14 protein-coding genes and 1 tRNA gene are annotated in these 24,999 nt (G+C 67.7%); 8 read left to right on the top strand and 7 right to left on the bottom strand.

The window, feature by feature from the left end:
• Positions 1–72: 72 nt before the first annotated feature.
• Positions 73–1,029: a tetratricopeptide repeat protein gene (locus tag M3B11_RS08040; protein WP_259876862.1), complete on the bottom strand. Its 957-nt coding sequence runs from the start codon at positions 1,027–1,029 to the stop codon at positions 73–75.
• 37 nt (positions 1,030–1,066) lie between these two features.
• Positions 1,067–2,701, bottom strand: coding sequence for a hypothetical protein (locus M3B11_RS08035; protein ID WP_259876860.1), 1,635 nt, complete (start codon positions 2,699–2,701; stop codon positions 1,067–1,069).
• Positions 2,702–2,961: 260 nt separating this feature from the next.
• Between M3B11_RS08035 and orn the strand changes: the two genes are divergently transcribed.
• Positions 2,962–3,594, top strand: coding sequence for an oligoribonuclease (orn, locus tag M3B11_RS08030; RefSeq protein ID WP_259876854.1), 633 nt, complete (start codon positions 2,962–2,964; stop codon positions 3,592–3,594).
• Between the two features lie 28 nt (positions 3,595–3,622).
• Here the strand turns inward: orn and M3B11_RS08025 are convergent, their stop codons facing one another.
• Positions 3,623–4,600, bottom strand: a complete 978-nt coding sequence (locus tag M3B11_RS08025; protein ID WP_259876842.1) for an SCO6745 family protein — start codon at positions 4,598–4,600, stop codon at positions 3,623–3,625.
• Between the two features lie 77 nt (positions 4,601–4,677).
• Here M3B11_RS08025 and mgtE point away from each other — a divergent pair, with 77 nt between their 5' ends.
• The gene (gene mgtE / locus M3B11_RS08020) at positions 4,678–6,030 is read left to right on the top strand and encodes a magnesium transporter (protein ID WP_259876840.1); all 1,353 of its coding nucleotides are present in this window, start codon (positions 4,678–4,680) and stop codon (positions 6,028–6,030) included.
• Between the two features lie 57 nt (positions 6,031–6,087).
• Here the strand turns inward: mgtE and M3B11_RS08015 are convergent, their stop codons facing one another.
• Complete coding sequence (locus M3B11_RS08015; protein WP_254221210.1) at positions 6,088–7,404, bottom strand: MFS transporter; 1,317 nt, start codon at positions 7,402–7,404, stop codon at positions 6,088–6,090.
• Between the two features lie 228 nt (positions 7,405–7,632).
• Between M3B11_RS08015 and M3B11_RS08010 the strand changes: the two genes are divergently transcribed.
• The 3 genes from M3B11_RS08010 to M3B11_RS08000 are packed head-to-tail and all read left to right on the top strand — an operon-like array spanning position 7,633 to position 10,867.
• Positions 7,633–8,667 (top strand): tripartite tricarboxylate transporter substrate binding protein, encoded by a 1,035-nt coding sequence (locus M3B11_RS08010; protein ID WP_259876837.1) that lies wholly within the window; start codon positions 7,633–7,635, stop codon positions 8,665–8,667.
• Positions 8,664–9,299, top strand: coding sequence for a tripartite tricarboxylate transporter TctB family protein (locus tag M3B11_RS08005; protein WP_243743480.1), 636 nt, complete (start codon positions 8,664–8,666; stop codon positions 9,297–9,299). The genes M3B11_RS08010 and M3B11_RS08005 overlap by 4 nt, the downstream gene beginning before the upstream one ends.
• Positions 9,299–10,867 carry a tripartite tricarboxylate transporter permease gene (locus tag M3B11_RS08000; protein ID WP_259876818.1) on the top strand — a complete coding sequence of 523 codons (1,569 nt, stop codon included), beginning with the start codon at positions 9,299–9,301 and terminating at the stop codon, positions 10,865–10,867. Before M3B11_RS08005 ends, M3B11_RS08000 begins: the two co-directional genes overlap by 1 nt.
• On the opposite strand, the gene M3B11_RS07995 is transcribed toward M3B11_RS08000, so the two are convergent.
• Positions 10,852–11,760 (bottom strand): CPBP family intramembrane glutamic endopeptidase, encoded by a 909-nt coding sequence (locus M3B11_RS07995; protein ID WP_259876814.1) that lies wholly within the window; start codon positions 11,758–11,760, stop codon positions 10,852–10,854. The genes M3B11_RS08000 and M3B11_RS07995 overlap by 16 nt on opposite strands.
• Before the next feature lie 265 nt (positions 11,761–12,025).
• On the opposite strand from M3B11_RS07995, the gene M3B11_RS07990 reads away from it, so the two are divergent.
• The gene (locus tag M3B11_RS07990; RefSeq protein ID WP_259876808.1) at positions 12,026–13,063 is read left to right on the top strand and encodes a dihydrodipicolinate synthase family protein; all 1,038 of its coding nucleotides are present in this window, start codon (positions 12,026–12,028) and stop codon (positions 13,061–13,063) included.
• A gap of 86 nt (positions 13,064–13,149) precedes the next feature.
• Here the strand turns inward: M3B11_RS07990 and M3B11_RS07985 are convergent.
• Positions 13,150–13,225 (bottom strand) — tRNA-His (locus M3B11_RS07985).
• 202 nt (positions 13,226–13,427) lie between these two features.
• Here M3B11_RS07985 and M3B11_RS07980 point away from each other — a divergent pair.
• Positions 13,428–15,089, top strand: a complete 1,662-nt coding sequence (locus tag M3B11_RS07980) for a hypothetical protein (RefSeq protein WP_259876806.1) — start codon at positions 13,428–13,430, stop codon at positions 15,087–15,089.
• A gap of 354 nt (positions 15,090–15,443) precedes the next feature.
• A complete protein-coding gene (locus M3B11_RS07975; protein WP_259876803.1) occupies positions 15,444–16,397 on the top strand; it encodes a hypothetical protein in 954 nt (317 codons plus the stop codon).
• A gap of 239 nt (positions 16,398–16,636) precedes the next feature.
• Here the strand turns inward: M3B11_RS07975 and M3B11_RS07970 are convergent, their stop codons facing one another.
• Positions 16,637–24,781, bottom strand: coding sequence for a hypothetical protein (locus tag M3B11_RS07970; protein ID WP_259876801.1), 8,145 nt, complete (start codon positions 24,779–24,781; stop codon positions 16,637–16,639).
• Between the last annotated feature and the right edge of the window lie 218 nt (positions 24,782–24,999).

Below are 24,999 nucleotides of genomic sequence, written 5' to 3'. Positions count from 1 at the left end.
TCTCGTGCGGGAACAGGTGGACTGCGAAAACTGTCAGCTGGCCACCGGCCGGCAGACGGCCGGTGAGCCGGATCAGAACAGGGCGCGCATGAGGCGTGAGCGGGCCTTCGTCACTCGCGGATCCTCGGCACCGACGACGTCGAAGAGCTCGACGAGCCGGGTGCGCACGCGTTCCCTGTCGTCTCCGGCCAGGCTCGGCAGGATCGTCAGCAGCCGGTTGAAGGCGTCCTCGACGTGCCCGCCGGCGGTGTCGAGGTCGGCACAGGCCAAGGCGGCGTCGACGTCGGTGGAGTCGGATGCCGCTGCCTGGCGGACGGCCTCGGGGTCGGCGTCCTTGACGCGCTTGAGCAGGCCGACCCGGGCGAGCCCGAGACGGGCTTCCTCATCGGCTGGGGCCTCAGCGAGAGCCGTGCGGTAGATCTGCTCGGCTGTGTCGAGGTCGTCACGTTCGAGTGCCTCGATCGCTTCGGGGTGGGCTGGGCCGGCGGCTGCCGGGGTCTGCTCACCGGCGGGAACGGCCGTCTTCGTCACGCCGTTCTGCGCGGCTGCGGCGACGAGCTGTTCGAAGACCTGGCGGACCTGCGGTTCAGGCTGTGCGCCCTGGAACAGCGGCACCGGCTGGCCCTTGAGGATCGCGACGACTGTCGGGATCGACTGAACCTGGAAGACCTGCTGCAGCCGCGGGTTGGCATCCACGTCGACCTTGGCGAGCACGACCTTGCCGCCGAAGTCGCCGACGACCTTGTCCAGCACCGGGGAGAGCTGCTTGCACGGCCCGCACCAGTCGGCCCACAGGTCGACGACGACCGGGACGCTCATCGACAGTTCGACGACGTCGTTGAAGGTCTCCTCGGTGACGTCGAAGACCAGCGTCGGCACACTGACGGTGTCAGCGCCGGCCGCGGCGCCGGCCGGGGTGCCGCCGGCTGGAGTCGCCGGCGCGGTTTCGGCCTGGCTGCGGCTGCGCACGGCGGACAGGTCGAGTCCCTGGCTGCCGGCAGGGTTGGGATGTGCGGGGTGTTCGGTCATGCTCGTGTAGGCTCCTTTCGCGTGGGGCCGCTGCCGCTCAGAGCAGCTTGGCTCCGGTGAGTGCTTCGCTGAATCCGACAAGGGTGATCTGGTCGTCCTCACCGGGCGGGACGACGAAGGTGACCATGTACTGGAACTCAGTCTCCAGCTTCTTCTTCGTCGTCTTCTCGCCGGTGACCTTTGCCTGGGTCTTGGGCAGAGTGATCTCTCCGGTGCGGTCGTCCTGCTTGTCCGGGGTGATCGTCGAGGTGCCGCGGATCGAGCCGGTCACCAGCGCACCGCCGTCGGCGGTGCGCTGAGCGACGACCTCGGGGCCGCCTTCGTACTTGAACTCGACCTTCGCCTTGCCTTCTGACAGGGCGTCCTTCTGCTTCTTCTGCGCATCGGCGATGTGCTTGCGCAGCGCGTCCTCGGTGTAGGCGCCGGCGTCTTCGGCATCCTTGCCCTCAGCCAGCACCTGGGCGTACTTCTTCAGGGTCTCCGCCGGGGTTTCGCGCAGACCTTCGGCGTCTGCCGGCAGCAGTTCTGCACCCTGCCGGGCGTCGGCGACCTCGGGGATCTGGGCGCCGCCGAGGATGACGGTCTGCGCCCACAGCTTGTAATCAGCCCGCGGGTCGGCCTGGGAGAGCACGAGCAGCTGCAGGCTGCCGTCCTCAGCGTCCTTCGTCACCAGTTCGGTCACGCGCGGCCATTGGTCGGTCGCGGCGGTGAAGTTCAGGGCGATCTCATCAGCGGCGAGCGCCGGGGGCAGCTTGGCGTCTTTGGCCTTCGCCTTGACCTTGTAGGCGGCTTCGCGCTGCTCAAGGGCCGGTCCGTCGGCACGGGCCTTGAGCGCCTCGGCGTTGGTGTCCTTGTCCGCAGCAGCGACGGTCTCGGCGACCTGACTGAGGATCTTCTCCGCCTGCCCGTCGTCGATGACGGCCACCGGGGTCTCCGGCGGATCGGACGGCTTTGCCTTGGGCACCTCTTCGGAACCGCAGCCGGCGAGCGCGATGACCGGCACGATCGCAAACGCCGCACCGGTCTGGGCGAGCTTCTTGCGCCGCTCCTGGCGCGCCTGCCGGCGCTGGGCCTCGCGGATGGCCTTCTTGCGGTTGAACCAGCCGGCGAGGATGCCGAGGCCGATGAGGATCGCACCGATGACCATGAGCGGGATCGCCCACGGGGTGGCGGTGTCGTTCGGCCAGGCCAGCGTCACCTTCGACGCCGCCGGGGCCTCACCGTCGGTGCCGATGACGAAGCTCGTGCGTCCGGCGTCCTGGTCCCATTCGAGCGTCGCCGGGGAGGCGGCGGTGGTTTCTGCGTTCCACAGGTCCGCGCCGGCGACCGGCGGGGTGGTGCTCTCCTCACCGTCGACCTTCTCGGTCACGAGCCCTCCTTCGCCGTCGACGCCGGTGACGGTGGTGTGGGTGCTGGTGCCGACCCACGCGTCGACGTTCTCCTTGCTGGCCTGCGCGATCGTGATCTCGCCTTCGCCCTCAACCGTCAGTTCGGCCGGGGTCTGGTAGAGGTTGAGCACGCCGGGTTCGACGACGATGACCGAGCCGGGATCGTCGAAGGTCGCCGAGTTGGTGATCTGGGTGTCCGGCGCCCAGGCGGTCTTCTGCAGTATCCCGATTCCGCCGAGGATGAGGCCGGCGATCACCAGCAGTCCGGCAAGGAAATAGCGCATGGAGTCCCTTCGTTCAACGGCTCAGGCGCGGGTGCGCACGCGTGTTTCAAGTGTAGTTGACCAGCCGCGGGATCTCGGGGCGACCCGGCGCGGCGGAGGACAGCCGATCAGGTTACCGGCCCAGTCTGAGTGTTCGCTCAGTCCGCAGGCGCTGGGCTCCGGCACTGAGGCGGTCGGCACCTGTCCCGAGGCGGCGGGCACCTGTCCCGAGGCGGCGGGTTCCGGTCCCGAGACGGTGGCCATGTCCTAGGATTGCTCCTGTGGCTACCGACAAGATTGTATGGATCGACTGTGAGATGACCGGCCTGCAGGTCGGCACCGACGAGCTGGTGGAGATCGCGTGCATCGTCACCGACTTCGACCTCAGCCCCGTCGACGAGGGCATCGACATCATCATCCGGCCCTCGGATGCGGCACGGGCGCAGATGGGTGAGTTCGTCACGAACATGCACACCGCCTCCGGGCTCATCGACGAGCTCGACTCCGGCACGGATGTCGCCTCTGCCGAACGGCAGGTCATCGACTACATCCGCCAGCATGTGCCCGCATCGGTGCGCGCCCCGCTCGGGGGCAACTCAGTCGGCACCGACAAACAGTTCCTGCAGGCGCAGATGCCGCACCTCGTCGAGGTGCTGCACTACCGGATCATCGACGTCTCCTCGATCAAGGAGCTGGCCAAGCGCTGGTACCCGCGCGCCTACTACTGCGCCCCGGCCAAGACCGGCGGGCACCGGGCGCTGGGCGACATCCGGGATTCGATCCGCGAACTGCAGTACTACCGCACACTGCTCTTCCGCACCGAAGAGCCGACCGGGGATGAGGCGACCGCAGCCGCCCAAGCGGTCAGCAAATCCGCAACAGCAGCATCCGCGCCAGCGGAACCCGAGTCCTGAGCCGCTGCCCCGCCTGCCGGGTGCTGCCTCAGCGGCGCCTGACCATTCCCGACCCCGGCGCGAACACCTTCGCCGGGAACACCCCGGACTTCACCACGGTGCGCGCCAGCGGCGCCGCCAGCTCCGCCAGCCGGGCATACTCATGCTCATCGAGCATGCTCCACGCGTGAGCGACGGTGTCGTCGGTGGCGTCCTCGATCGCCTCACGCAGCACGATCGCCTCATCGGTCAGTGCCAGCCCGCCGGTGGCCACCTGCTCCGGATCGGCCGCCTCGCCATCGGCATGCCGGCCGGCGCGCTGCAGCAGGCCGTTGTCGATCAGCCCCTCGACGTAGGTCTCCCAGATCTCGTGCGACCAGCCGCGCGAGCGGCGCGCGGCCCGCGCGGTGAAGCTCGTACCGCTGGCCACATGCAGGATGACCGATTCCAAACCGGTGAGATCATGAGCCAGCAGCGCAGCGATATGCCCGTCACCGCGGTATTCGCGCAGCAGCGTCACCGCTGCCCACAGCTGGGTCAGCGGCGCGAGCACGCCGTCACTGGTGGCGATCCCCTCCGACAGCGCCTCGGCATGGGCGGCGAACAGCGTCCGGCCGTCGGGCAGCATCACTTCGAGCACCGGCTGCAGCAGCGTCAGCACCTCGGCGGCGGCATCGGCGAGCGCATCGGTTTCGACCCCCTCGGCAGTGAAGATCTCAGCCATCATGTTCTCGACCCCGCGATGCCGGGCGGCAAGCACCGCCTCGGGCGCGGCGAGATCCCAGCAGGCCGGGACGAACTCGCTGATAAAGTCAGCGTTGAAACTGTAGAACGTCGCAGCGACGACCGAGGCCGGCACCCGGCCGAGCGCAGCCGAACGCGCAGCGAAGTACCCGCCAGAGGGGTGCGTCAGCCCGATCTCGGCCAACGCGCGGGCGACCGCCGGGGAGAAGTAGCTGGCGGAGTGAAGTGCATCGAGCCGCTTCGTCGTCGTGCGGATGCGTTCGATGTGCTGCGCGTCATACATGGGCCCAGCATAGGAGATGCGGATGAACTCAGCGCCTGCCGCTGAGCGCCGATGAGACAGAAGGAGGGTGTTGGAACATGCGGATTGAGGAGCTGCGCGCCAGTTATGAGCAGTCGCTGCAGGAGGCAGTCGACCGCAACGACGTCTATGCGATGACCCACACCCTCGATGAGATGACCGTCAGCGATGTCACCGCGGTCATCGAGCGGATGAACCCGCGCGATCGGGCGGTGGTCTACCGGCTGCTGTCGAAGGACCGCGCCGCCCAGGTCTTCGACGCCCTCGACGCGGAGCTGCGCGGCGAGCTCGTCAACGGACTGACGGACAAAGAGGTCACCGCGGTCCTCGATGAACTCGATCCCGATGACGCCGTCGAACTGCTCGATGAGCTGCCGGCCGGGGTCGCCTCGAAGATGCTGCGCACCCTTGATCGGTCGCAGCGGGAGCTGACGGCGATCGTGCTCGGCTATCCGCGCGGTTCGGTCGGACGCCGAATGAGCCCGCAGCTCATCCACGTGCTCGAGACCGCCAGCGCTGCCGAGGTGATGGAGCATGTGCGGGCGCGGTCGAAGGACTCGGAGACGCTGTACACGATCCCGGTGCTCACCGCTGACCGGATCGTCACCGGTGTGGTGAGCCTGCGCGATGTCATCGAAGCCGCGCCGGACACGCTCGTGCGCGACTTCATGGTCAAGCCCGAGATGGTCCACGCCCGCACCCCAATCGAGACCGCTGCCCGCCGGTGTGCGGAGGCGAAGGTGCTCGCAATGCCGGTCGTCGACTCCGAGCAGCGGCTCGTCGGCATCTTCACCATCGACGATGCGCTCACGGTGCTCGAGGACGAGGAGTCCGAGGACCTGGCGCGCATGTCCGGTTCGGAGCCGCTGCGCCGGCCGTACATGTCGACCTCGGTCATCACACTCATGCGCTCGCGCATCATCTGGCTGCTCGTGCTCGCCATCGGGGCGACGCTGACAGTGCAGGTGCTGGAGGTCTTCGAAGCCACACTGAGCCAGATGCTCGTGCTCTCGGTGTTCGTCCCGCTGCTCATCGGCACCGGCGGCAACACCGGCAATCAGGCGGCGACGACGGTCACGCGTGCTCTGGCGCTGGGCGATGTGTCGCCGCGGGACTCGTTCAAGGTCATCGGCCGGGAGTTCCTCGTCGGTCTCATGCTCGGCCTCTCGCTCGGTACGCTCGGATTCCTGCTCACGACTGCCGTGTATGACTTCCACATCGGACTCGTCATCGGGCTCACCCTCATCTGCGTGTGCACGATGGCCGCCACCGTCGGTGGAGTCATGCCGATGGCAGCGCAGGCGCTGCGTGCTGACCCTGCCGTGTTCTCCAACCCGTTCATCACCACCTTCGTCGACGCCTCGGGTCTGCTCATCTACTTCGGCATCGCCAAACTGGTGCTCGAGATCTGAGAGGCGGGCGCTGTGGCGCCTGGGCTTCGCGTCTGTCCCTCAACCAGACGCCGGTCCTCACTCCTGACCGCCGGCCCGGTTGCGGTGATACTGATTCGCCGCCGCAGCGATGAGCAGACCTGACCCGCACCAGATCGCTGCCGCAGGCCCGACCGGAGCGGCGACGACACCGGCGATGAGCGGCATCGCGACCTGCCCGATCCGGTTGCCCATCAGGCGCAGCGCCAGCGCTGAACCGCGCCAGGCCGCAGGCACTGTTGAGGTGATGAGCGCCATCGTCAGCGGCTGACCCAACCCCAGGAAGAACCCGCTGATGAGCATGAACAGCGCCGCCAGCCACATCCAGTCGAGCACGATCGGCGGGAAGATCAGTGACACTCCGGCACCGAGCACGCTGACGAAGACGAGCAGGCTGCGGTCGAAGCGGTGGGAGAAGTACGGCAGGAACACGCGCGAGATGATCGAGGAGACACCGCGGACGGCCAGCAGCACGCCGATCCAGGCCGGGGCGACACCATGCTCCTCGCCGACGAGCGGGAGGAAGGCGACGAGGATGTCGAGGACGGCCAGCAGCGCCAGCGACGACAGCATCGCCGCCCGGATGTCGCCGTTGGACAGGATCGAACGCACGCGCGCCTTCTCCGGCTCCGTCGTGTCCGGTGCGTCCGTCTCCGGCTGCGGGTCTGCAGTCCGCTCCCCCGCCTCGGGACCGGCCGGTGCCCCGGACGCAGCCTCTGCCTCGGGCTCAGCCCCCGCCTCGGGACCGGTCGATCCCTGCTGGCGGGGCTGGAATGCCCGGGAGCTGAAGAGCATGAGCGGCACCGCACCAGCGGTGATGATCGCACCGAGCCACAGCGCCACCGACACCTCGCCAGTCCGGGTGGCAGCCTGACTGCCGAGCAGCAGGGTGACACCGAGCGGGCCAATCATCTGCCCGGCGGAGTATGCGGCAGTGAACCAGCCGAAGCCGAAGTCGAGCTGATCGGCCCGCGCATAGCGGGCGATCGAGGACTGTCCGGCGATCGTGAAGACGAGGTGGCCGATGCCCAGGATCGCATTGGCCACTGCCACGAGTACGAGTGACTGGGCGAGCGCGAGCAGCACGCCGCCGGCGACGAGGATGAGCGCACCGACAAGGACCATGAGCCGCAGCCGGGTGGTGCGATCCGACAGCCGTCCGAGGGCGAGTGCCGCCACGAGCGGAACGAGGGCGTAGATCGCGGTGACGAGCCCGACAGACGTCGCCCCGGCGCCGAGGTCGATGAGCTTGTACGTCGTCACCGGCCGCAGCAGGTACACACCGGTCTGCGTGCACACGGCGGCTGCCACGAGCAGCCACAGCCACATGTGCGAGGACTGCTGTGCCCTGTTCATCTGCCTGTCTGCCTGCGCCTTTCGTGTGCTGCCGGTTGTGCTGTCATCGTATACCCGCCCCACCGCCTCGGGCCCGGTGAGTCCGACCCGCTCAGGGAGCTCTGTTGCACGAGCTGAGATGATCCTCGACACAGTCTGAGCAAGTGCCTAGAATTTATCGGTCAGTGCCCATGGCGCAGACGATGCCGCATCGCCGACGCCGCCGACCTCGAAAGGACACAGCCGCTCGTGGGAAGTCCACCAACCTCAGGCAGCACGCAGACGCGCGGTCCCTCCCCGCGCGCAAAGAAGATCGCGCTGACGGTCTATGCGTTCGTCGCCGTCATCTCGATCGCCACCGCGACCTTCTTCTCGTTCTCCTCCTCCAGCCAGGCCGGTGACCTGCGCGCCGGGCTGACGATGATCGCCCCGGCCGGAGCCGGGGGCGGCTGGGATTCCTTCGTGCGCGAGCAGCAGCAGGCGATGCGCCTGTCCGGCGTCGCCCGCAACGCCCAAGTCGTCAACATCCCCGGTGCCGGCGGCACGATCGGCCTGGGCCGCTTCTCCACCATGCACGGTGAGGCTTCGACGATCATGGCGACCGGCTCGGCGATGACCGGCGGCATCGAGCTCAACGACTCCCCGGTCGGCTTCGACGACGTCACCCTGCTGGCCCGGATGGCGGAGGACTACGACGTCGTCATCGCCCCGGTCGATGCTCCGTATGACGACATCCCCGGTCTGCTCGAGGCATGGAAGGACAATCCGAGCGGCTTCCGCTGGACCGGCGGTTCGGCCGGCTCGCTCGATCACCAGGTTATCGCCCGCCTGGCGCAGGAAGCCGGAATCGACGGCAGGGACATCACCTACATCCCGAAGTCCGGTGGCGGTGAGGCGATCCAGACGCTGCTCTCCGACACCACCGATGTCGCCTCGACCGGCTACAACGAGGTCTCCGACCAGATCGAGGCCGGCCGCATCAAAGCACTCGGGCTGACCTCGCCGGGACCGCTCGATGGCGTCGACGTCGAGCCGATGGTCGACCAGGGCGTTGACGTCGTCATGGGCAACTGGCGCGGCATGCTCGCCGCCCCCGGCATCACTGATGAGGAGAAATCCGAACTCATCGCAATGCTCGAGGAAACCCGCAACAGCGAGGAATGGAAGGACGCGCTCCAGCGCAACTCCTGGACTGATGCGTGGATGACCGGTGAGGAGTTCGAGGACTTCCTCGCCGAGGACCAGAAGAACACTGCCGAGCTGCTTGAGGAGCTGGGACTGTGAACGAGACCCCTGCACACACCGGAGCCCACACCTCGGGCGCGCACCGCACCGCTGCCGCGGGCGGGGGCGCGGGAGCCAGCGCGGGCGCAGCCGGCGGCAGGTCCTGGTGGACCGGCCGCTCCGGGCTCGTCCTCGCGCTCATCATGGCCGCCTTCGGAACGTACATGCTCTACGGCGTGCTGACGATGCAGGTCGCCGAGGATGCCGACAAGCCCGGCCCGCAGTTCGTGCCGATGGTCATCGCAATCGCCAGCTATCTGCTCGCCGCGCTGCTGACCATCGCCTATATCCGCACGCCCGAGGCCCCGGTCGAGGCCGGCGGGGCGGTCGCCGGCGGCGCCTCAGCCGATCCGGATGACATCGCCGCGGCCCGGGGCCGCTACCGCACCTTCAGCGACTACGCGTCCTTAGCGTGGGCGATCGGCGGGTTCGCCGGCTTCGTGCTCCTTCTCGAACCGCTCGGCTGGATCCTCGCCGCCGCGGGCCTGTACTGGTGCGTCACGCGCGCGATGGGCTCGACGAAGCCGCTGTTCGATGCAACGGTCGCGCTCACCGTGTCCTCGATCATCTACCTGGCCCTCGGCGTCTCGCTCGGTCTCAACCTGCCCTCGGGCATCCTCGGAGGTCTGTGATGCTTGACAGTCTCATGTCCCTCTTCGGCGGCTTCGCCGAAGCCGTCACCCCGATGAACCTCCTGTGGGTGTTCGTCGGCTGCCTGCTCGGCACCGCTGTCGGCGTGCTGCCCGGCCTGGGCTCGTCGATGGCGGTCGCGCTGCTGCTGCCGATGACCTTCGCCCTCGATCCGGCCGGTGCGCTCATCCTCATGTCCGGGGTGTACTTCGGCGGGCTGTTCGGCGACTCGACGATGGGCATCCTCGCTGGCACCCCCGGCCAGCCTTCTGCGATCGCCACCTCGATCGAAGGGCACCGGATGGCCAAAGCAGGCCGCGCCCCGCAGGCGCTGGCGGCCGCGGCGATCGGCGCGTTCATCGGCGGCATCGTCTCCTCGGTCGTCGTCGTGTTCTTCGCTCCGGCGCTGGCGGACTTCGCTACGAACTTCGGTCCAGCCGAATACACCGCCCTGGCCCTCTTCGCGTTCGTCGCGACATCCTCGGTCGTGGCCGATTCGGTGCTCAAGGGGCTTTCGGCCCTCGTGCTCGGCGTGGGCATTTCACTGGTGGGCATCGACTCGGTCTCCGGCACCGAGAGGATGACCTTCGGTCTGCCCGGACTGTTCGACGGCATCTCACTCGTCACCGTCACCGTCGCGATCCTCGCCCTCGGTGAGGTGTTCCACATCGCCTCCCGGATCCGGCGCACCGAGCACCTGACGCAGACCCCTGAGACCGGCCGGCCGTTCCTGTCGCGAACGGAGTTCCGCGAGTCGATGCCGGCCTGGCTGCGCGGCACCGCGATCGGCCTGCCGTTCGGCGTCATCCCCGTCGGCGGTGCCGATGTGCCGACCTTCCTGTCCTACGGGCTGGAAAAGCGGCTGGACAAGAACCGCAAGGACCCGCAGTTCGGCCGCGGTGCCATCCGCGGCATCGCCGGCCCCGAGGCGGCAGGAAACGCGACGACGGCGATGGCCATCGGTGCGCTGCTGGCTCTCGGCCTGCCGATCTCAGCGACCGCGGCGATCATGCTCGCAGCACTGCGCCAGTTCGGTCTGCAGCCGGGCCCGCTGCTGTTCGACCGAGCGCCAGAGCTCGTATGGGCCCTGCTGGCGTCGTTCTTCATCGCGATGATCGTGCTGCTCATCCTCAACCTGCCGCTGGCCAGCGTGTGGGCGAGCCTCATGAAGATCCCGGCCCCGCACCTGTACGCCGGCATCGCCGTGTTCTGCGGCCTGGGCGTCTATGCCACCTCCTCGTCGGTGTTCGACCTGGCGCTGCTGCTCATCATCGCCGTCCTCGGTCTCGTGCTTCGCCGCTACGGCGTACCGCTGGCCCCGCTCATGATCGGGATGGTGCTCGGCCCGCTGGCGGAGACGAACTTCCGCGATGCACTGCTGAGCTCGGGCGGCAGCTACACCACCTTCTTCTCCTCGCCGCTGTCGATCATCCTCTACGTCGTGCTCGCCGCCGCTCTCGTCTACACGATGATCGGCCGGCTGCGCGGTCGACGGGTCGGCGACGTTGGCGAAGCCTCGGCCTCGGCCGATGCTGAGGCCGAGCACACGGAGGATCAGAAGCTGAGCTGAGCCTGCCGGCGCGAGCAGCGCTGCTGGGCGATCGCCAGACCGAGTGCTGCGGTCGCCCAGCACGCCCAGCCGGTGGCGGCGGTGAGCCAGAACGCGGTTGCTGACAGGCTCGTCTGCGCAACCGCGACGTTCGAGGCGATGAAGACGAAGACGGTGTTGAGCACCGTGTGGGCGATGATCGCCGGGATCACCGAACCGCTCAGCCCTCGCGTCGCGGACAGTGTCAGCGACGCGACCCCGAGATTCATGAGCGTGACGATGACAGCCCGTTCGCTCATCTCCCCCAGGTGCAGGTACGTCAACAGGAGCGGGGCGTGCCAGATCACCCAGAACACCGCGATCGCCCCGGCCGCCGTGGCGGCGCCGAGGCCAGCCAGCCGGGTGTGCAGGTAGCCGCGCCAGGCGATCTCCTCGCCTGTGACCTGGGCGACCATCAGCCCTGCTGCCAGCGGCAGCAGCGTCAGCACCGCGAGCGCGTCTGCGCCGATGTCCAGCGGCTGCCAGCCGGCCAGCGCCCCGATGCCAGTCGACACCGCCGCAACTGACAGCAGCACTAAGACCGCTGCGAGGCTGCCGCGCCACGGATGCCCGGTCGTCAGCGCAGCCTGCTGACGGAAGCCCACCACCGCCTCGGGCGCGGCGCGGCGACGAGTGATGCGATGTGCGATGAAGCATACGAGCGCCGGAGTCCAGGCGACAGCGAGGATGACGAGCGGCAGGAGCCGCGGATCGGCGCCGAACCAGAACGGCACTACCGCCGCGGTGCTGATCGCCAGCAGGACCGCGCCGATGGCGGTGACGTCAGCGGGGATGCTCGCAGCAGCCTCCAGGCGGTCGCCGGCAGGCTCGTTCGGGCTGGGGGTCGGTGCGGTGGCGGCGGCCGGAATGCTCATGGCGGCGACTCCTCGTAGTCGAAGCTGTGCTTCCACTCTCGCCGCTGCCGCGCCGGTCCAGAATGAAGCTGACCGCCGCTTCAGGTGGGGAAATCCCCCCGATCCTCAGCCGTTGTCCGGCAGCTGAGTGTTGTCCGGTGTCGGCGGTAGAGCACGTGGGATGCCGTTGCTGGCCTGGGCAGTGCTGAGTCTCTCGTGTGCAGAGAATGAGAAGAGTCGTGAGATATGCCACGTACGCGTCGCTGCCCGGCCGTAGAGTGAGGTCATGGACAACGGCCTCGATTCATACACTCCGCAGACGTCGCCGAAGCCGGCCGGCCCGCCACCGCACGGCTCAGCACCGGCGTCAGGTGCTGAGCGGGCGCTGAGTTCAGCACTGGTGTCCGGCACCCGGCCTGAGGCGGCCGCCCCACCCGTGTGCGGACTGAGCGCGTTCCCGCTCACGCCGCTGCATGACGATCGGCTCGATGAGACCGCGTTCAGCGCTCTTGTCGAACGGCTGGCCGACGCGGACGTCGACTCGATCGCGGTGCTCGGGTCGACCGGATCCTACGCCTACCTCACCGCCGGCGAGCGGGCCCGTGTCGCTCAGCTGGCCTGCCGGCACGCCGGTTCGACTCCGGTGATCATCGGCATCGGCGCGTTGCGGACCTCGCAGGTGCTGGAGAACCTCGCCGCTGCCGAGGCGGCCGGCGCCGCGGCCGTACTGCTGGCGCCGATGACGTATCAGCCGCTGACCGAAGACGAGGTCGCGGGTCTCTTCGCCGAGGTGTGCGAGCGCAGTGGACTGCCGGTCATCGTGTACGACAATCCCGGAACCACCCGTGCCGACTTCAGCCTCAGGCTGTATGCGCGCATCGCCGCGATGCCGCAGGTCGTCTCGATTAAGATCCCTCCGCTGCCGGCTGAGTCGACAGCCGCCTCCGCGCAACTTGCAGCGATCCGTGCGGCGGTGCCGGCTGACGTCACCATCGGCATCTCCGGCGATGCGTCCGCCGCCACAGCCCTGTCTGCCGGCTGTGACGCCTGGTATTCGGTCATCGCCGGCACTCTGCCGCAGCTCGCCTGGCCAATCATCCGCGCAATCCAGGCCGGCGATGACAGCGGCGCAGATGCCGAGTCCGCGCGGCTCACGCCGCTGTGGCACCTCTTCGCCGAGCACGGCAGCCTGCGGGTCACAGCCGCGATCGCCGAACATCTCGGTCTTGTGCAGCCTGGTTGCCTGCCGCTGCCGATCCGCGGTCTTTCAGCAGCTCAGCGCCGCGCCCTCTGCGGAGTCCTCGACGAGATCGGCATCAGCTGAGCACAGCCAGCGGGCTTCCGACCGACCCGGGCACAGGCAAAGCCCTGCAGTCCCGGAGGGCGTCCGGATCTGCAGGGCTTCGCAACTGGGGTGGCTAACGGGGCTTGAACCCGCGACCCCCGCGACCACAACGCGGTGCTCTACCAACTGAGCTATAGCCACCATCACTGCCTTCAGACAGCATCGACCATCTTAGGTCCTCACCCGGCGAAGAGCAAACCGGGCTGCCGGTCCGCTCTCCGGTGCGCAGGACACGATCGGATCGCTGCCAGATAACTATTCGGACTCGGCCAGGGCTTTCAGCGAATCGTGTCCCTACACTGGGATCGACCCCTTCCCCACGCATCCTCCGAGGTAACTGTCCATGCCCATTGCGCACGTGCGCGTCGCCGCCGACCGGACCGTGCAGGTCACGGCCGCCGGCACGACGTCGCAGCACCCCGATGTCGGGGCTGCGATCGCGCACCTGACGGCGCTGGCGCGCGAGCAGGGCAGCGAGCTCACCGTGAAGCTCGACGACCACGGGGCCGAGCGGACTCTGAACATCGACGCCTCCGGCCGGCTGCGCACCGTGCCCGAGGCGGAGGTCGCCTCCGCGGCTGATGGCACCGCAGAGACAGGGCAGGGTGACGACGGCGAGGATCCTGAGGGCAGCGGCAGCGGTGCTCACGCTCCGCAGCCACCGCTCACCGGCCCCGAGGCACAGGCCGACTATCCGGTGCGCGACCGGTTCTCCGGTCCGGCCGACCCGACCGGCCCGCCGACCGGCTCGATCCCCGAGCAGAAGTCCCGTCGCGGCCCCAGCCGACAGCAGGCGGGCAGGCGCCAGGCTCGGGCCGGCGCACCTCGGCGCCGGGCCAAGCGGGCACGCAGCAGGCTGCAGATGAGCGGGTTCACCGTTCCCACGCTGGTGCTCGCGATCCTCCTCATCATCGCCTTGGCCGCCTACATCATGCCGCGCATCATCGGCACCCCGGAGAGCCAGGCACCCGAGAGCATTCCCGCCGCGCATAGAGCGGCGACGCAGCGGAGCCTCTCGATGGCCACCGGCAGCAGTGCGGTGCCCGGCTTCGAGGCCGTCCCGGCGTGGGAGGAGACGATCCCGCTCCACGCCTCGGTCACGGCCACTTCGCGCGGGGTCGTCGTCGTCACGAACTCCCAGCTGCAGGTGCTCGACGCACGCACCGGCCAGCAGCGATTTGAGACCGACATCGACGAGCCGCCGAGCTTTGCTGTCGACACCGTCATCGACGGCCGGCCTTCGCTTGTGTGGCGGATCGGCGATCGCGCCTACGCGCTGGTCGACGGCAGCCATGAGCCGTATGAGTACGAGCTGCCGAGTGGTGCAAGGATCTCGTCGGCGGGGACGAATGTGCTCATCAAGAACGGTGATGAGCTCTCGACCTTCGCCCGGGGCGGGCTCACCCGTCTGCCGACGCCGGCTGCCGGCTCCACGCCGATGGCCCTTGACGGCGGAGATCTCGTCAGTGCGACATTCGGCGGCCCGCTCACAGTCACCGATGTCGAGTCCGGTGAGGAGCGCACGCTCGACCTGGAGGCCCCGCGCGATGATCTGCAGATCATCCGCTGGGTCACCGCCGGACACGGCAAGGTTGTGACACTGTGGGGTCAGCCGGGGGCAAGCACGAACTCCGGGCACCGGATCCAGCTCGTCGTCCATTCGCTGTCCGATGGCACGATCGCCTCGACCGTGTCGACGACGACGGACACCGTCGGCGAGGCCGACTGGGTGCGCGGGCAGGGCTACCAATTTGCCGTCATCGGCCCGTACCTGTTCTCGATGGAGGACGGACTGCTCGTGCGCGACGGTTCGGAGTCCAACGCCCGCTTCTCTGAACCGCGCGGCCATGTGGTACCGGCCGTCATCGACAATACCCCGGTTCTCGTCAGTGCCGACACTGCCTGGAAGGTGCGCACGAATCTGCTGGCCGTCACCGCCGCCGACGGCTACGCCATCACCCGGGAGGGCGCCGATCGAGTGGTGGGATACCGCAGTGAGCAGTGACCGGTCAGTAGCGTACCGGGGCCTCTCCGGATGCCTCCGGGCCACGGGAATGAGGCCCCGCCTCGCATGTTTCACTTTGGTTCGGCCCCTGGCCGACCGTTACCATACTGTTAGCCGACGATGCGTTCTCGCGCTCAGAGACGTGACCGGCGAAGAATTCTGCAGACGAGCTCAATAGGACAGATGCATATCCGACGTTCAGGACACCACACCGCCCCAGCACGCGCTGCCGCTGCGGCTGCCGTCGGTGCCGCCCTGATCGTCCCGCTCACCGGCGCCGTGCCCGGCGCGTCCGAGCCTGCTGAAACTGCGACCGGTGCCCCGACCGTTTCTGACGGAGTTTCTCCCAGTGGGGTGTCGACGCGGACGGAGGATCCGGCTCCGGATGAGAAGACGAAGGAAGCGGATCCGGACGAGGACAAGGTCGTTAAGGCGAAGTCCCACTACCGCGGGGAAGAAGGCGGCTGGGTTCGCATTGTCCACGCGGACCGCCCGGGTTCGAAAGCTGTGGACAAGTCCGAGCCGTTTGACTGCACCCTCGGCGGAGAAGAACACTCGTGCAAGATCGTTGAGGGTGGGGCCCTCGCTCCGGCATTCGGTTCGAATATCCCGCTGCCAGCAACCGGAAAAGCTGAGCGGTATTACTTCAGCAAAGACCCCGACATCGAGATGACGATCGCCGATGGCAAGCCGGAGATCACGAAGATCGACCAGACTGCCAAGGTGTCCACCTCGCCGTTCGAGGATCCCTCGCCGTCACCGACTGACGACCCGACGCAGGGCCCATCGGACGAGCCCACAGATGAGCCGACGACTGAGCCCTCGCCGGAGCCGACCAACGGTCCACCAGAGGACGATTCCCCGGGTGATGACGACCCGCGACGGGACTCTGAGCCGCGCGAGGACGACAGCCCAGAATCGACGGCACCACCGAGCAGTCCGGAGGACCCGAACAGCGGCAACGGCCGCCGGTCCGTGCGCGTGCCCGGACAGGCGGGTGACGACTGGGCTCCCACAGGTGACGGCAGCGGCCAGAACCCGCACTACAATTACGCCGACCCGGTCCCGCGAGCTCCCGGTGGTGATGAGTCCGCCGCTGACGATGCCATCAGTGCCAAGGACCCCGGCGGCGGGGAAACCGGTGGGCCGGCCGAGACGAGCGCTGACAGCGCCGATGACGATGCCACCGATATGGCCAGCGCGACCGGTTCAGCCTGGGCGATCGGCGGACTCGTTGGCATCGCCGCCGTGGCCATCGGCCTCGTCGTCTTCATCCTCGGCCGCAGCCGCCGACGCCGCGCACACTGACCAGCAGCATCTGATCGCTGTGGACTGAAGTTGTCGGCAGGGCCCGGTTGATCTCTGACACTGACAGCCCCTGACATCTCTGCGCACACACGCCACGGGCGGTGAGTCTTCACGACTCACCGCCCGTGTGTGCTGTCAGACTGCGCCCCGCCCCTACGGCACCAGCCCACTTCGCCGACCTGACCGGTGCTGGAGAGGCAACCACCGCCTCGGGCGCGGTTGCCCCTCCCTGCGGCCGGTCAGCTGCGCCCGCGCCTGCGGATCACGAGCACGGCGCTCACGCCGGCTCCGATGAGCAGGGCGGCCAGGAGCGCCATCGCGGCGATCTCCGTGCCGGTGCGCGGCAGCTTGTCCGTCTCGATCTTCTTCGAGTCGTCGTCCTCGGTCGGCGGCGGCTCGGGCTTGTCGTGATCGTCGCGCTTGTCGTCATCGCGGCCATCGTCGTCGCCCTTGCCATCGTCGTCATCATCGTCACGACCACCGTCATCGTCGTCGTCACGGCCACCGTCATCGTCATCATCATCGCGGCCGCCGTCGTCATCGTCGCCGTCGTCCGGGATGCCGATGACCGTGGCGTCGTTGGTGACCTCGCCGCGCTCGACGTCCTCGGCGGTGATGGTGTACGGGTACGGTCCGCACTCGGCTGATTCGCCAGGTGCCAGCGTGCCGATGTCGCAGGCCATCTCGCCGCCGAGCAGCGGATCGTCGATGACGATCTCGGTCAGCGTGACATGGCCGTCGTTGGTGACGGTGAAGCTGTACTCGATTGTGTCGCCGGCGTCGGCCTTGCCGCTGCCGTTGGTGTCCTTCGGACCCTCGGCGTGCTTCTCCAGCTTGACCGACTTCTCCGCCGGAACCGGTGTCGTGATCGAGTCCTCGTCGGTCTCGGTCTCACCGTCCGGCCGCTTGCCGGTGACGTTCGCGGAGTTGGTCACCTCGCCGACATCAGCGTCAGCCTGCGTGAGCTCGTAGTCGACCGGGCCGCACTGCGTCGACTCCCCTGGTGCCAGGGTCGTCTGCGCGCAGGTGACCTCAGTGCCCTCGAGCAGCGGGTCGGTGACCGCGATGTCGGTCAGAGTCGTCGTGCCGGTGTTGGTGACGGTGAAGGTGTAGGAGATCGTGTCCCCGGCTCCGATGCCGTCGCCGTCGACGTCGGTGACCTCGCCGGCTTCCTTCTTCAGCTCGACGCCGCCTTCCCGATCGAAGGTCAAGTCTGCCGAATCGTCGGCGCTGACCGTGCGGTCGCGGGTGTCGACGGCATCGACCGTCGCGGTGTTCTCCACCGTTCCGGCGTCGATGTCCTCCTGCGTGAGCGTGTAGGCCGGCGCCTGGCACTCTGCCGATTCGCCTGGCTCGAGGGTGTCTGCCAGCTGGCAGTCGTGCCCGTCGAGGCCGAGCTTCGGGTCGGTCAGGGTGGCGCTGCGCAGGCCGACGTCACCGGTGTTGGTGATGGTGAACGTGTAGCTCACCTGGTCGCCGGCGTCGATGCGGCCGCTGCCGTTGGTGTCCTCGACCGCGCCTGCGGTCTTCGACAGCGCGACTGCAGCGCTGCCGTCGACCGGGGTCGTGATCGTGTTCTCGTCCTCGACCGGTGCGTCGTCCGGTCCTGAGGTGCCGGTCGCCTTGGCGGTGTTCTCCACCGATCCGCGGTCGAGGTCGGCAGCCGTGAGCGTGTAGGTGCCGGTGCAGGTCAGTGGGTCGTCACCGGGCTGCAGCGTGGCCGGGGCGGCTGGGCTGCAGTCGGTCATCTCCCCGCCGAGCAGCGGGTCGGTGACGGTGACGTCGCGGACGGTGAGGATGCCGGTGTTCTCGACGGCGACCGTGTACTCGATCGTGTCGCCGGCATCGACCTTGCCGCTGCCGTTGGCGTCGACGATGTCGCCGGCGGTCTTGGTCACCGCCAGGCTCGCGCTGCCGTCGATCGGCGTGCGCGTCTCGTCGGTGGCGTCCGGCGGGTTGTCCCCGGCCTCGCGCTCACCGCCGGCGGTCGCGGTGTTCGTCACCTCACCGGCATCGACGTCGTCCTGCGTGATCGTGTACGTGTGCGGTCCGCACTCGAGCGACTCGCCTGGCGCCAATCCCTCATCGGGCAGGGCCGGGCAGCTGACGTCGCCGCCGAGCAGCGGGTCGTCGAGGCTGATCGCATCGAGCGTCGTCGCACCGGTGTTGGTGATGGTGAACGTGTAGTCGATCGTGTCACCGGCGTCGATGCGGCCGTTGTCGTTGGCGTCGGTGACGGCGCCGGCCCGCTTCTCCAGGTTCAGGGCGGTCTCGGCGGTGAACGTGCGCTCGGCGTCGTCCTCGCCCGAGGTGGTGGTGCCCGAGGTGTCGGTGCCGGTGACGGTGGCCGTGTTGGTCACCTTTCCGGCGTCGATGTCTGCCTGGGTGAGCGTGTAGGTCACGCTGTCACAGGAGGCCTTCGCCCCTGGCGCCAGCCCCGCGTCGGGCAGCGCGCACTCAACCCCGTCGAGGCCGAGCTTCTCGTCGGTCAGGGTTGCCCGCGTGAGCGTCGTGACACCGGTGTTGGTCAGTTCGAACGAGTACTCGACCTGGTCGCCGGCACTCACCCGGCCGTCGCCGTTGGTGTCCACCGGTTCGGTCACCGACTTCTCAAGCGAGATCTCCGTTGCGGTCTCAAGCTCCGTGGTGATCTCGTCAGTCTCATCGGCAGGCACCCTGCCAGGCCCGTCGACGGAAAGTGTTGCCCGGTTCGTCACCTCACCGGCGTCGATGTCGGCCTGCGTGAGCGTATACGTCTGCTCCGGGCAGTCCACGCCGGCACCGGGTGCCAGCCCGCCGTCCGGCAGCGGGCAGGCCCATGACTCAGGCCCGATGAGCGCATCGGTCAGCACCGCTGAGGTCAGGGTCGTGTTGCCGGTGTTCGTCAGGCGGAAGCCATAGGTGATGGTGTCGCCGGCATCGGTGCGGCCGCTGCCGTTGGCGTCGACGACCTCGCCGGCGGTCTTGGCGAAGTCGAAGCCGCCGTATCCGGTGAACCGGACCGTCGATTCGGTCTCCGGGGAGACGATGTCGGACCCGTCGAAAGTGCCACGGGCGACAGCCGTGTTCACGACGATGCCCGCGTCGATGTCGGCCTGCGTGAGCTCATAGGCCGGATCGACGGCGCACTCCGTCTGCTCGCCGGGATCCAGCTCGGTCGACGCACACGTGATCGTGCTGCCGGCCAGCAGCTCGTCGTCGATCCGGATGTCGCTGACGGTCTGAGTGCCGGTGTTTTGGACGGTGAACGTCCAGTCGATCGTGTCGCCGGCATCGAAGTTGTTGCCGTCGAGGTCGTTGACCCCGTTGTTGCCCTTGACCAGAGTCAGGGCTGCACGTCCGGAGAACGAGGTGTCCACCGAGTCGGTGGCCCCGGGCTTCTCTCCATCGGGGGCGGATCCGACCACGGTCGCGGAGTTGACGACGTGCCGGGCATTCACATCGTCCTGCGTCAGCGTGTAGTGCACTGGCCCGCAGGTCGTCGACGCACCGGGTGCGAGGCTGTCGGCCTCACAGCTGATCGGGTCAGAACTGATGGTGTCATCGGTGAGCACGAGATCGGTCAGAGTGACATTGCCGGTGTTCGTCACCTCGAAGGTGTACGGAATCCGGTCGCCCTCCTGTGCCGGGTTGCTCGTGTCCTGGCCAACTTCGCTGCCGTTCTCGTCGATCGGCCGGCCGCCGGACTTGACCAGGCTGATGTCCGGTGCGCCCAGCAGCGGGACTGTGACCGAATCCGTGACCGGCTCCGGATCGGAATCCTGCGGCCCGTTCCCGGTCAGGGTCGCGGTGTTCGTCACCTCTCCGGCGTCGACGTCGGCCTGGGTCAGCACATACGGCGCTGCCGTGCAGGTGACGGACTCCCCGGGAGCCACAGCAGACGGGTCGCAGGTGACCACGTCGAGAAGCGGATCGTCGATGGTGAGATCCGAGATCGTGACGGTGCCGGTGTTAGTCACGGTGAACGAGTAGTCGATGGTGTCGCCGGCACTCGCAGTGCCGGAGCCGTCCCGATCCTCACCATCGGCTGCGGTCTTCTCCAGGGTGAACGACGGCTGGCCTGAGACCGGCAGCGTGAAGCTGTCCTCGGCGCTGACCTCGTCGGCGCCGTTGCTCGGGTTACCGGTGACCGTCGCGGTATTGTCGACCGAACCGGAGTCGATGTCCTCCTGCGTGATCGTCAGACTCGTGCCTGTGCAGGCCATCCGGGAACCGGAGGCGAGCACCTCCTCGGGACAGTCGATCGCGCCGCCGAGGCGGGGGTCGTTGAGCGCGAGGTCAGTGATCGTGATAGCGCCGGTGTTGCGCACCTCAAACGTGTAGGCAACCGTGTCACCGGCGTCGATGAGGCCGTTGCCGTTGACATCGGTGTGCTCGCCGGTCTTCTCCAGTGACAAGGCCGTCTTCGCGCCGGTGATCGGCGTGAGCACCTCGTCGTCATCCTCGACCGGAGTCCCCTGTCCGTCACCGGTGACGGTCACCGTGTTGCGCACGCCTTCGCCGTCGACGTCGTCCTGGCTGAGGAAGTACTCGAATGGCCCGCATGTCGCCGACGCCCCTGGCGTCAGGGAGGCCGGGAACTCCGTTCCACAGCTCAGCTTTCCACCGAGCATATGGTCAGTGAGTTCGATGTCGGTGATAGTCGTGTTGCCGGTGTTGGTGACCGTGAAGCTGTAGTCGAGCGCGTCGCCGGGGTCTGGTCCGTTGCCGTCGAGATCGCGCAGATCTGAGGCGGTCTTGTCCACCGTCAGGTCCGGCTTCCGTTCGACTGGCACGGCCTTAGCCGGGTCCTCGGTGAGGTTATCGCCGCCGGGCGCCGTGACCTCGACATCGGCAGTGTTGAGGACGATGCCGGCGTCGATGTCAGCCTGCGTGAGCGTGTAGGTGAACGGCCCGCAGACGACTTCATCGAGCGGAGCGATCGTCGTCGTGCCGCATTCCAGCGGCTCATCGGAGATGAGCGGGTCTTCGACGCGCAGGTCGGTCAGCGTCACGGTCGAGGTGTTCTTCACCGTGATGCTGAAGTCGACGGTGTCCCCGGCATCGACGTGGCCGTTGTTGTTGGCGTCGACGATCTCACCGGAGGACTTCATCGCCGACATGCTCGGTTCCGTCGGGATGACTGCTGCGGTGTGGTCATCGGAGGTGACCGAGTCGCCCTTGTCCGGGGTGCCGGTGGCGAGCGCGTCGTTGCTCACCACTCCGGCGTCGACTTCGTCCTGGGTCAGCGCGTGCGTGCCGGTGCACGTCAGCGTCTCTCCCGGGGCGAGTGTCGTCGTGTCCGGGTCGCAGGTGGCCGGGGCGTCGAGGCGGTTGTCCTCGAGTGTGACGTTGCGCAGCGTGGTCTCGCCGGTGTTCTCGATGGTGAAGGTGTACTCCACGTCGGTTCCTGCGCCTGCTCCCTCGGGGATGTCGGCGACGGTCTTCGTCAGCTTGTTGCCCGAGGCCGGGGTCACCATGCCGGTGACGCTGTCCTCGGCGCTGACCTCCTGGTTCAGCGGAGTCATGCCGGTGGCTGTGGCGGTGTTGGTGAACGATCCGGAGTCGAGGTCGCCCTGGGTGAGGACGTGGAACGCGCCGGTGCAGGTGGTCGATTCGCGCGGGGCGAGTGACGTCGCCTCACAGGTGATGTCGCCTTGTGCCTGCGGGTCGCTGATGGCCAGATCTCGCAGTGTGACGTTGCCGGTGTTGGTGACAGTGAAGCTGTATTCAGCGGTGTCACCGGCGCTGACGCGGCCGTTGCCGTCGGCATCGCTGCCGCCGGTGATCGATTTGATCAGCTGCAGTGCACCGGCGTCGCTGCCGACCGGCACGGTGATGCTGGAGTCGTTGGAGATCCGGTCGCCCAGCGGCGGCTGGGCCGTTGCGGTGGCGGTGTTCTCCAGCTTTTCATCGTCGAGGTCAGCCTGCGTGATCGTGTGGGTTTCCGACGGGCATTCGACGGTCTCACCCGGGGCCAGCGCTCCGCCGGGAATCGGGCAGGCGACATTGTCGATGCCGAGCAGCTCATCGGTGAGCCGGACGTCGCGCAGGGTCGAGGTGCCGGTGTTCGTCACGCTGAAGGAGTAGGTGATCGTGTCGCCGGGAACCACGTCTTCGGGTTCGCGCGGAGTGCCGTCGGGAGAGGTGATCTGCGAAGCGGACTTCTGCAGGTTGATCGAGGAGATCGAGGAGATCTCTGCGGTCGCTGAGCTCTCGGCTTTCGCTGTGGCGATTCCGTTCGGGTCGGTCGCTTCGGCTGTGGCGGTGTTGTCGACCTTGCCGGCATCGACGTCCGCCTGCGTGAGGGTGTAGGTCGCTGCCGTGCAGTCGACGCTCTCACCCACGCCGAGGGTGGTGTCCGATGGGCAGGTGATGTCACCGATCTTCGGGTCGGAGACTGACAGGTTCGTCAGCGGTGCCGAGCCCGAGTTCGTCAGCTTGAAGGTGTATTCGATGGTGTCGCCGGCGTTCTGGGTGCCGGAGTTGTCGACGTCGGTGAACGCACCGGCCTGCTTCTGCAGCTGCAGGGCGATCGCCGAGGCGCTGGCGGTCGCTTCGTCGGAGACGGTGAGCGATCCGGCCTCACCGGTGGCGGTGACCTTGTTGGTCGTGACACCGGTGACCGGGCCGCTGCAGGTGAACTCGCGAGACTCGTACGGTGCCAGCGACAGGCCTGACTGGTCACAGGAGTCCAGCACGCTGTCTTCGATGGTGACGTTCTCCAGCGGCACGGATCCGCTGTTGGTCACCGAGATCGTCCAGGTGACGTCCTCGCCTGCCGGGACCACGGTGGGATCGGCGTTCTTCGAGACGTCGATGCCAGCTGTCTCGACCTGGCTCGTATCACTGGATGCCAGGTCAGCGCCGTTCGGCGTGGTCGCCTTCACTGAGGCGGTGTTCGTCAGCGGTTGCGTTGTCTCCGGGCCCTCACAGGTGTAGGTCTGCTCATATCCGTCAGCAGGCGGTGCCGGCATACTTCCGATCGTGCGGGCGCACTCCGGGGCTGCAGGGTCTTCGACCCGGACGTTTCTCAGTTCCGTGGATCCGCTGTTGGTGACGGTGATCGTGTAGCTCGGCCGCTCCCCCTGCTTGACGGTTTGCGTATCGTCGGTGCCATTGAAGCTCTTTTTGATGCGCACCGCACCAGTGGGCACGGAGAAGATCGAGTTCTGCAGCAGGTACGAGTCACCGGTCGTCGACAGGCTGAGCGTGGCGCTCGTGTCGCCCTCCCTGACGTTGGGCGGCGATGCGGTGAGCACGTCGACGCTGGCGTTGACGAAGGGATTCGAGTTCGGGTACGACCGGTAGTTCTGAGAGCCTTCAGCCCGGGACACACCGATGTTGCCGGTCTCCCCGTAGGGGTTGGGGATCTCGCGCAGCGTCGGGCTGCTCGATGTCCGGTAGCGGGCGGTATCGCCGCTGATCGAGCGGTCACCTTCATACAGGCTGAACCCGGCGCGCGCTCCCGGGCCTTGGGCGGTGAAGCCGTCGAACGTGACGTTCTCCGACTGCTCGCCCGGCTGTTTGCGGACGTGACCGTCGTAGAGAATGACAGTGCGGGCCGCGGCGGCGGCGTTGCCGGGCACGAATGTGCCGAAGTCGTACACGACCGCCAGCGACCAGCCGGTGTAGCAGCCGTATCCCTGGACCGACCACAGGTTACCGACCGTCACGGTCTGTGCTGAACCGGTGGGCACATTGGCGAACTGTGCGGTGACGTCGGCTGAGGCGGAGTAGTACTGAATGCCGTTGCTGCCCAGGTCAGCGTTGCTCTCCTGCGTGTAGCGCCCGACATCGACCGACACCGGTGCGCTGCCGGCGACGGAGATGCGCGGCCGCGTCGACTGCGGGCTGCCCTCACTGGCCACCCAGTTCGGCAGGGTGCCGCGCGCGTTTGCCGTGCAGCGCACACCGGCGACCCCGTTGACGTAGCCGGTGTTGCCCGACCAGTACAGCTGCGCTTTGACGACTTTCGCTCCGGCCGGCACGGTGACGCTCGCTGAGGAGGAGTTCGCACCCATGCCGGCAGCACCGTTGACGCTGTTCTTCATCCACAGGAAGTCATTCGGAGAGTCGCTCGCGGAGCCGCCGTGCAGGCCGGTGCAGTTGGCATCGGTGCGCCATGTCGGTTTCGTCTTATCGCACTCGAGGGCACCATTGCCCACCATGAGGAAGTCGCCGTTGACAGTGGCGTTGTAGCGCTGCGACATCGGCGTGATGGGCTTGGCCTCAGCCTCACCTGCCGGCACGATGACGCCGGCAACGACGCCGAGCCCGACCGCGAGCGCCAGAGCCAGCGCCCCGGCCACGGTCTTGAAGATGGGAGTATGAGCAGCCTGCCGCCACATCTCGCGGAGACTGACGCGCCAGTAGGGTCGCCGGGAGGTGTGCAGAGAGGGCATGAGTCACCTGATTCTGATCAGTCAGGGATGCCTCGGCCGAACGTCACGCGAGCGCATCGGGGTGGAGCTGATATCGACATATATACGGATGAAGTTGACTTCATTATAATGTCAATCTCCTGAGTTCCCCATGTGCGTTACCTGATCGTTATCAAACTCGCCCGGACCGGAGCAATCAGCGCCGCCCGGCAGCTGACAAGATGTCGCCCCGACCCCTG

Origin of the sequence: Brevibacterium sp. p3-SID960 (assembly GCF_025144725.1) — a bacterium.
GTDB lineage: Bacteria > Actinomycetota > Actinomycetes > Actinomycetales > Brevibacteriaceae > Brevibacterium.
This window is presented reverse-complemented; position numbering and strand designations above follow the sequence as displayed.

Coding starts and splice junctions, on each gene's coding strand:
- mgtE (WP_259876840.1), top strand. CDS start 4,678: ATGCGGATTGAGGAGCTGCGCGCCAGTTATGAGCAGTCGCTGCAGGAG.
- M3B11_RS07980 (WP_259876806.1), top strand. CDS start 13,428: ATGCCCATTGCGCACGTGCGCGTCGCCGCCGACCGGACCGTGCAGGTC.
- M3B11_RS08025 (WP_259876842.1), bottom strand. CDS start 4,600: ATGTATGACGCGCAGCACATCGAACGCATCCGCACGACGACGAAGCGG.
- M3B11_RS07970 (WP_259876801.1), bottom strand. CDS start 24,781: ATGCCCTCTCTGCACACCTCCCGGCGACCCTACTGGCGCGTCAGTCTC.
- M3B11_RS08015 (WP_254221210.1), bottom strand. CDS start 7,404: ATGAACAGGGCACAGCAGTCCTCGCACATGTGGCTGTGGCTGCTCGTG.
- M3B11_RS07995 (WP_259876814.1), bottom strand. CDS start 11,760: ATGAGCATTCCGGCCGCCGCCACCGCACCGACCCCCAGCCCGAACGAG.
- M3B11_RS08035 (WP_259876860.1), bottom strand. CDS start 2,701: ATGCGCTATTTCCTTGCCGGACTGCTGGTGATCGCCGGCCTCATCCTC.
- M3B11_RS08040 (WP_259876862.1), bottom strand. CDS start 1,029: ATGACCGAACACCCCGCACATCCCAACCCTGCCGGCAGCCAGGGACTC.
- M3B11_RS07990 (WP_259876808.1), top strand. CDS start 12,026: ATGGACAACGGCCTCGATTCATACACTCCGCAGACGTCGCCGAAGCCG.
- M3B11_RS08000 (WP_259876818.1), top strand. CDS start 9,299: ATGCTTGACAGTCTCATGTCCCTCTTCGGCGGCTTCGCCGAAGCCGTC.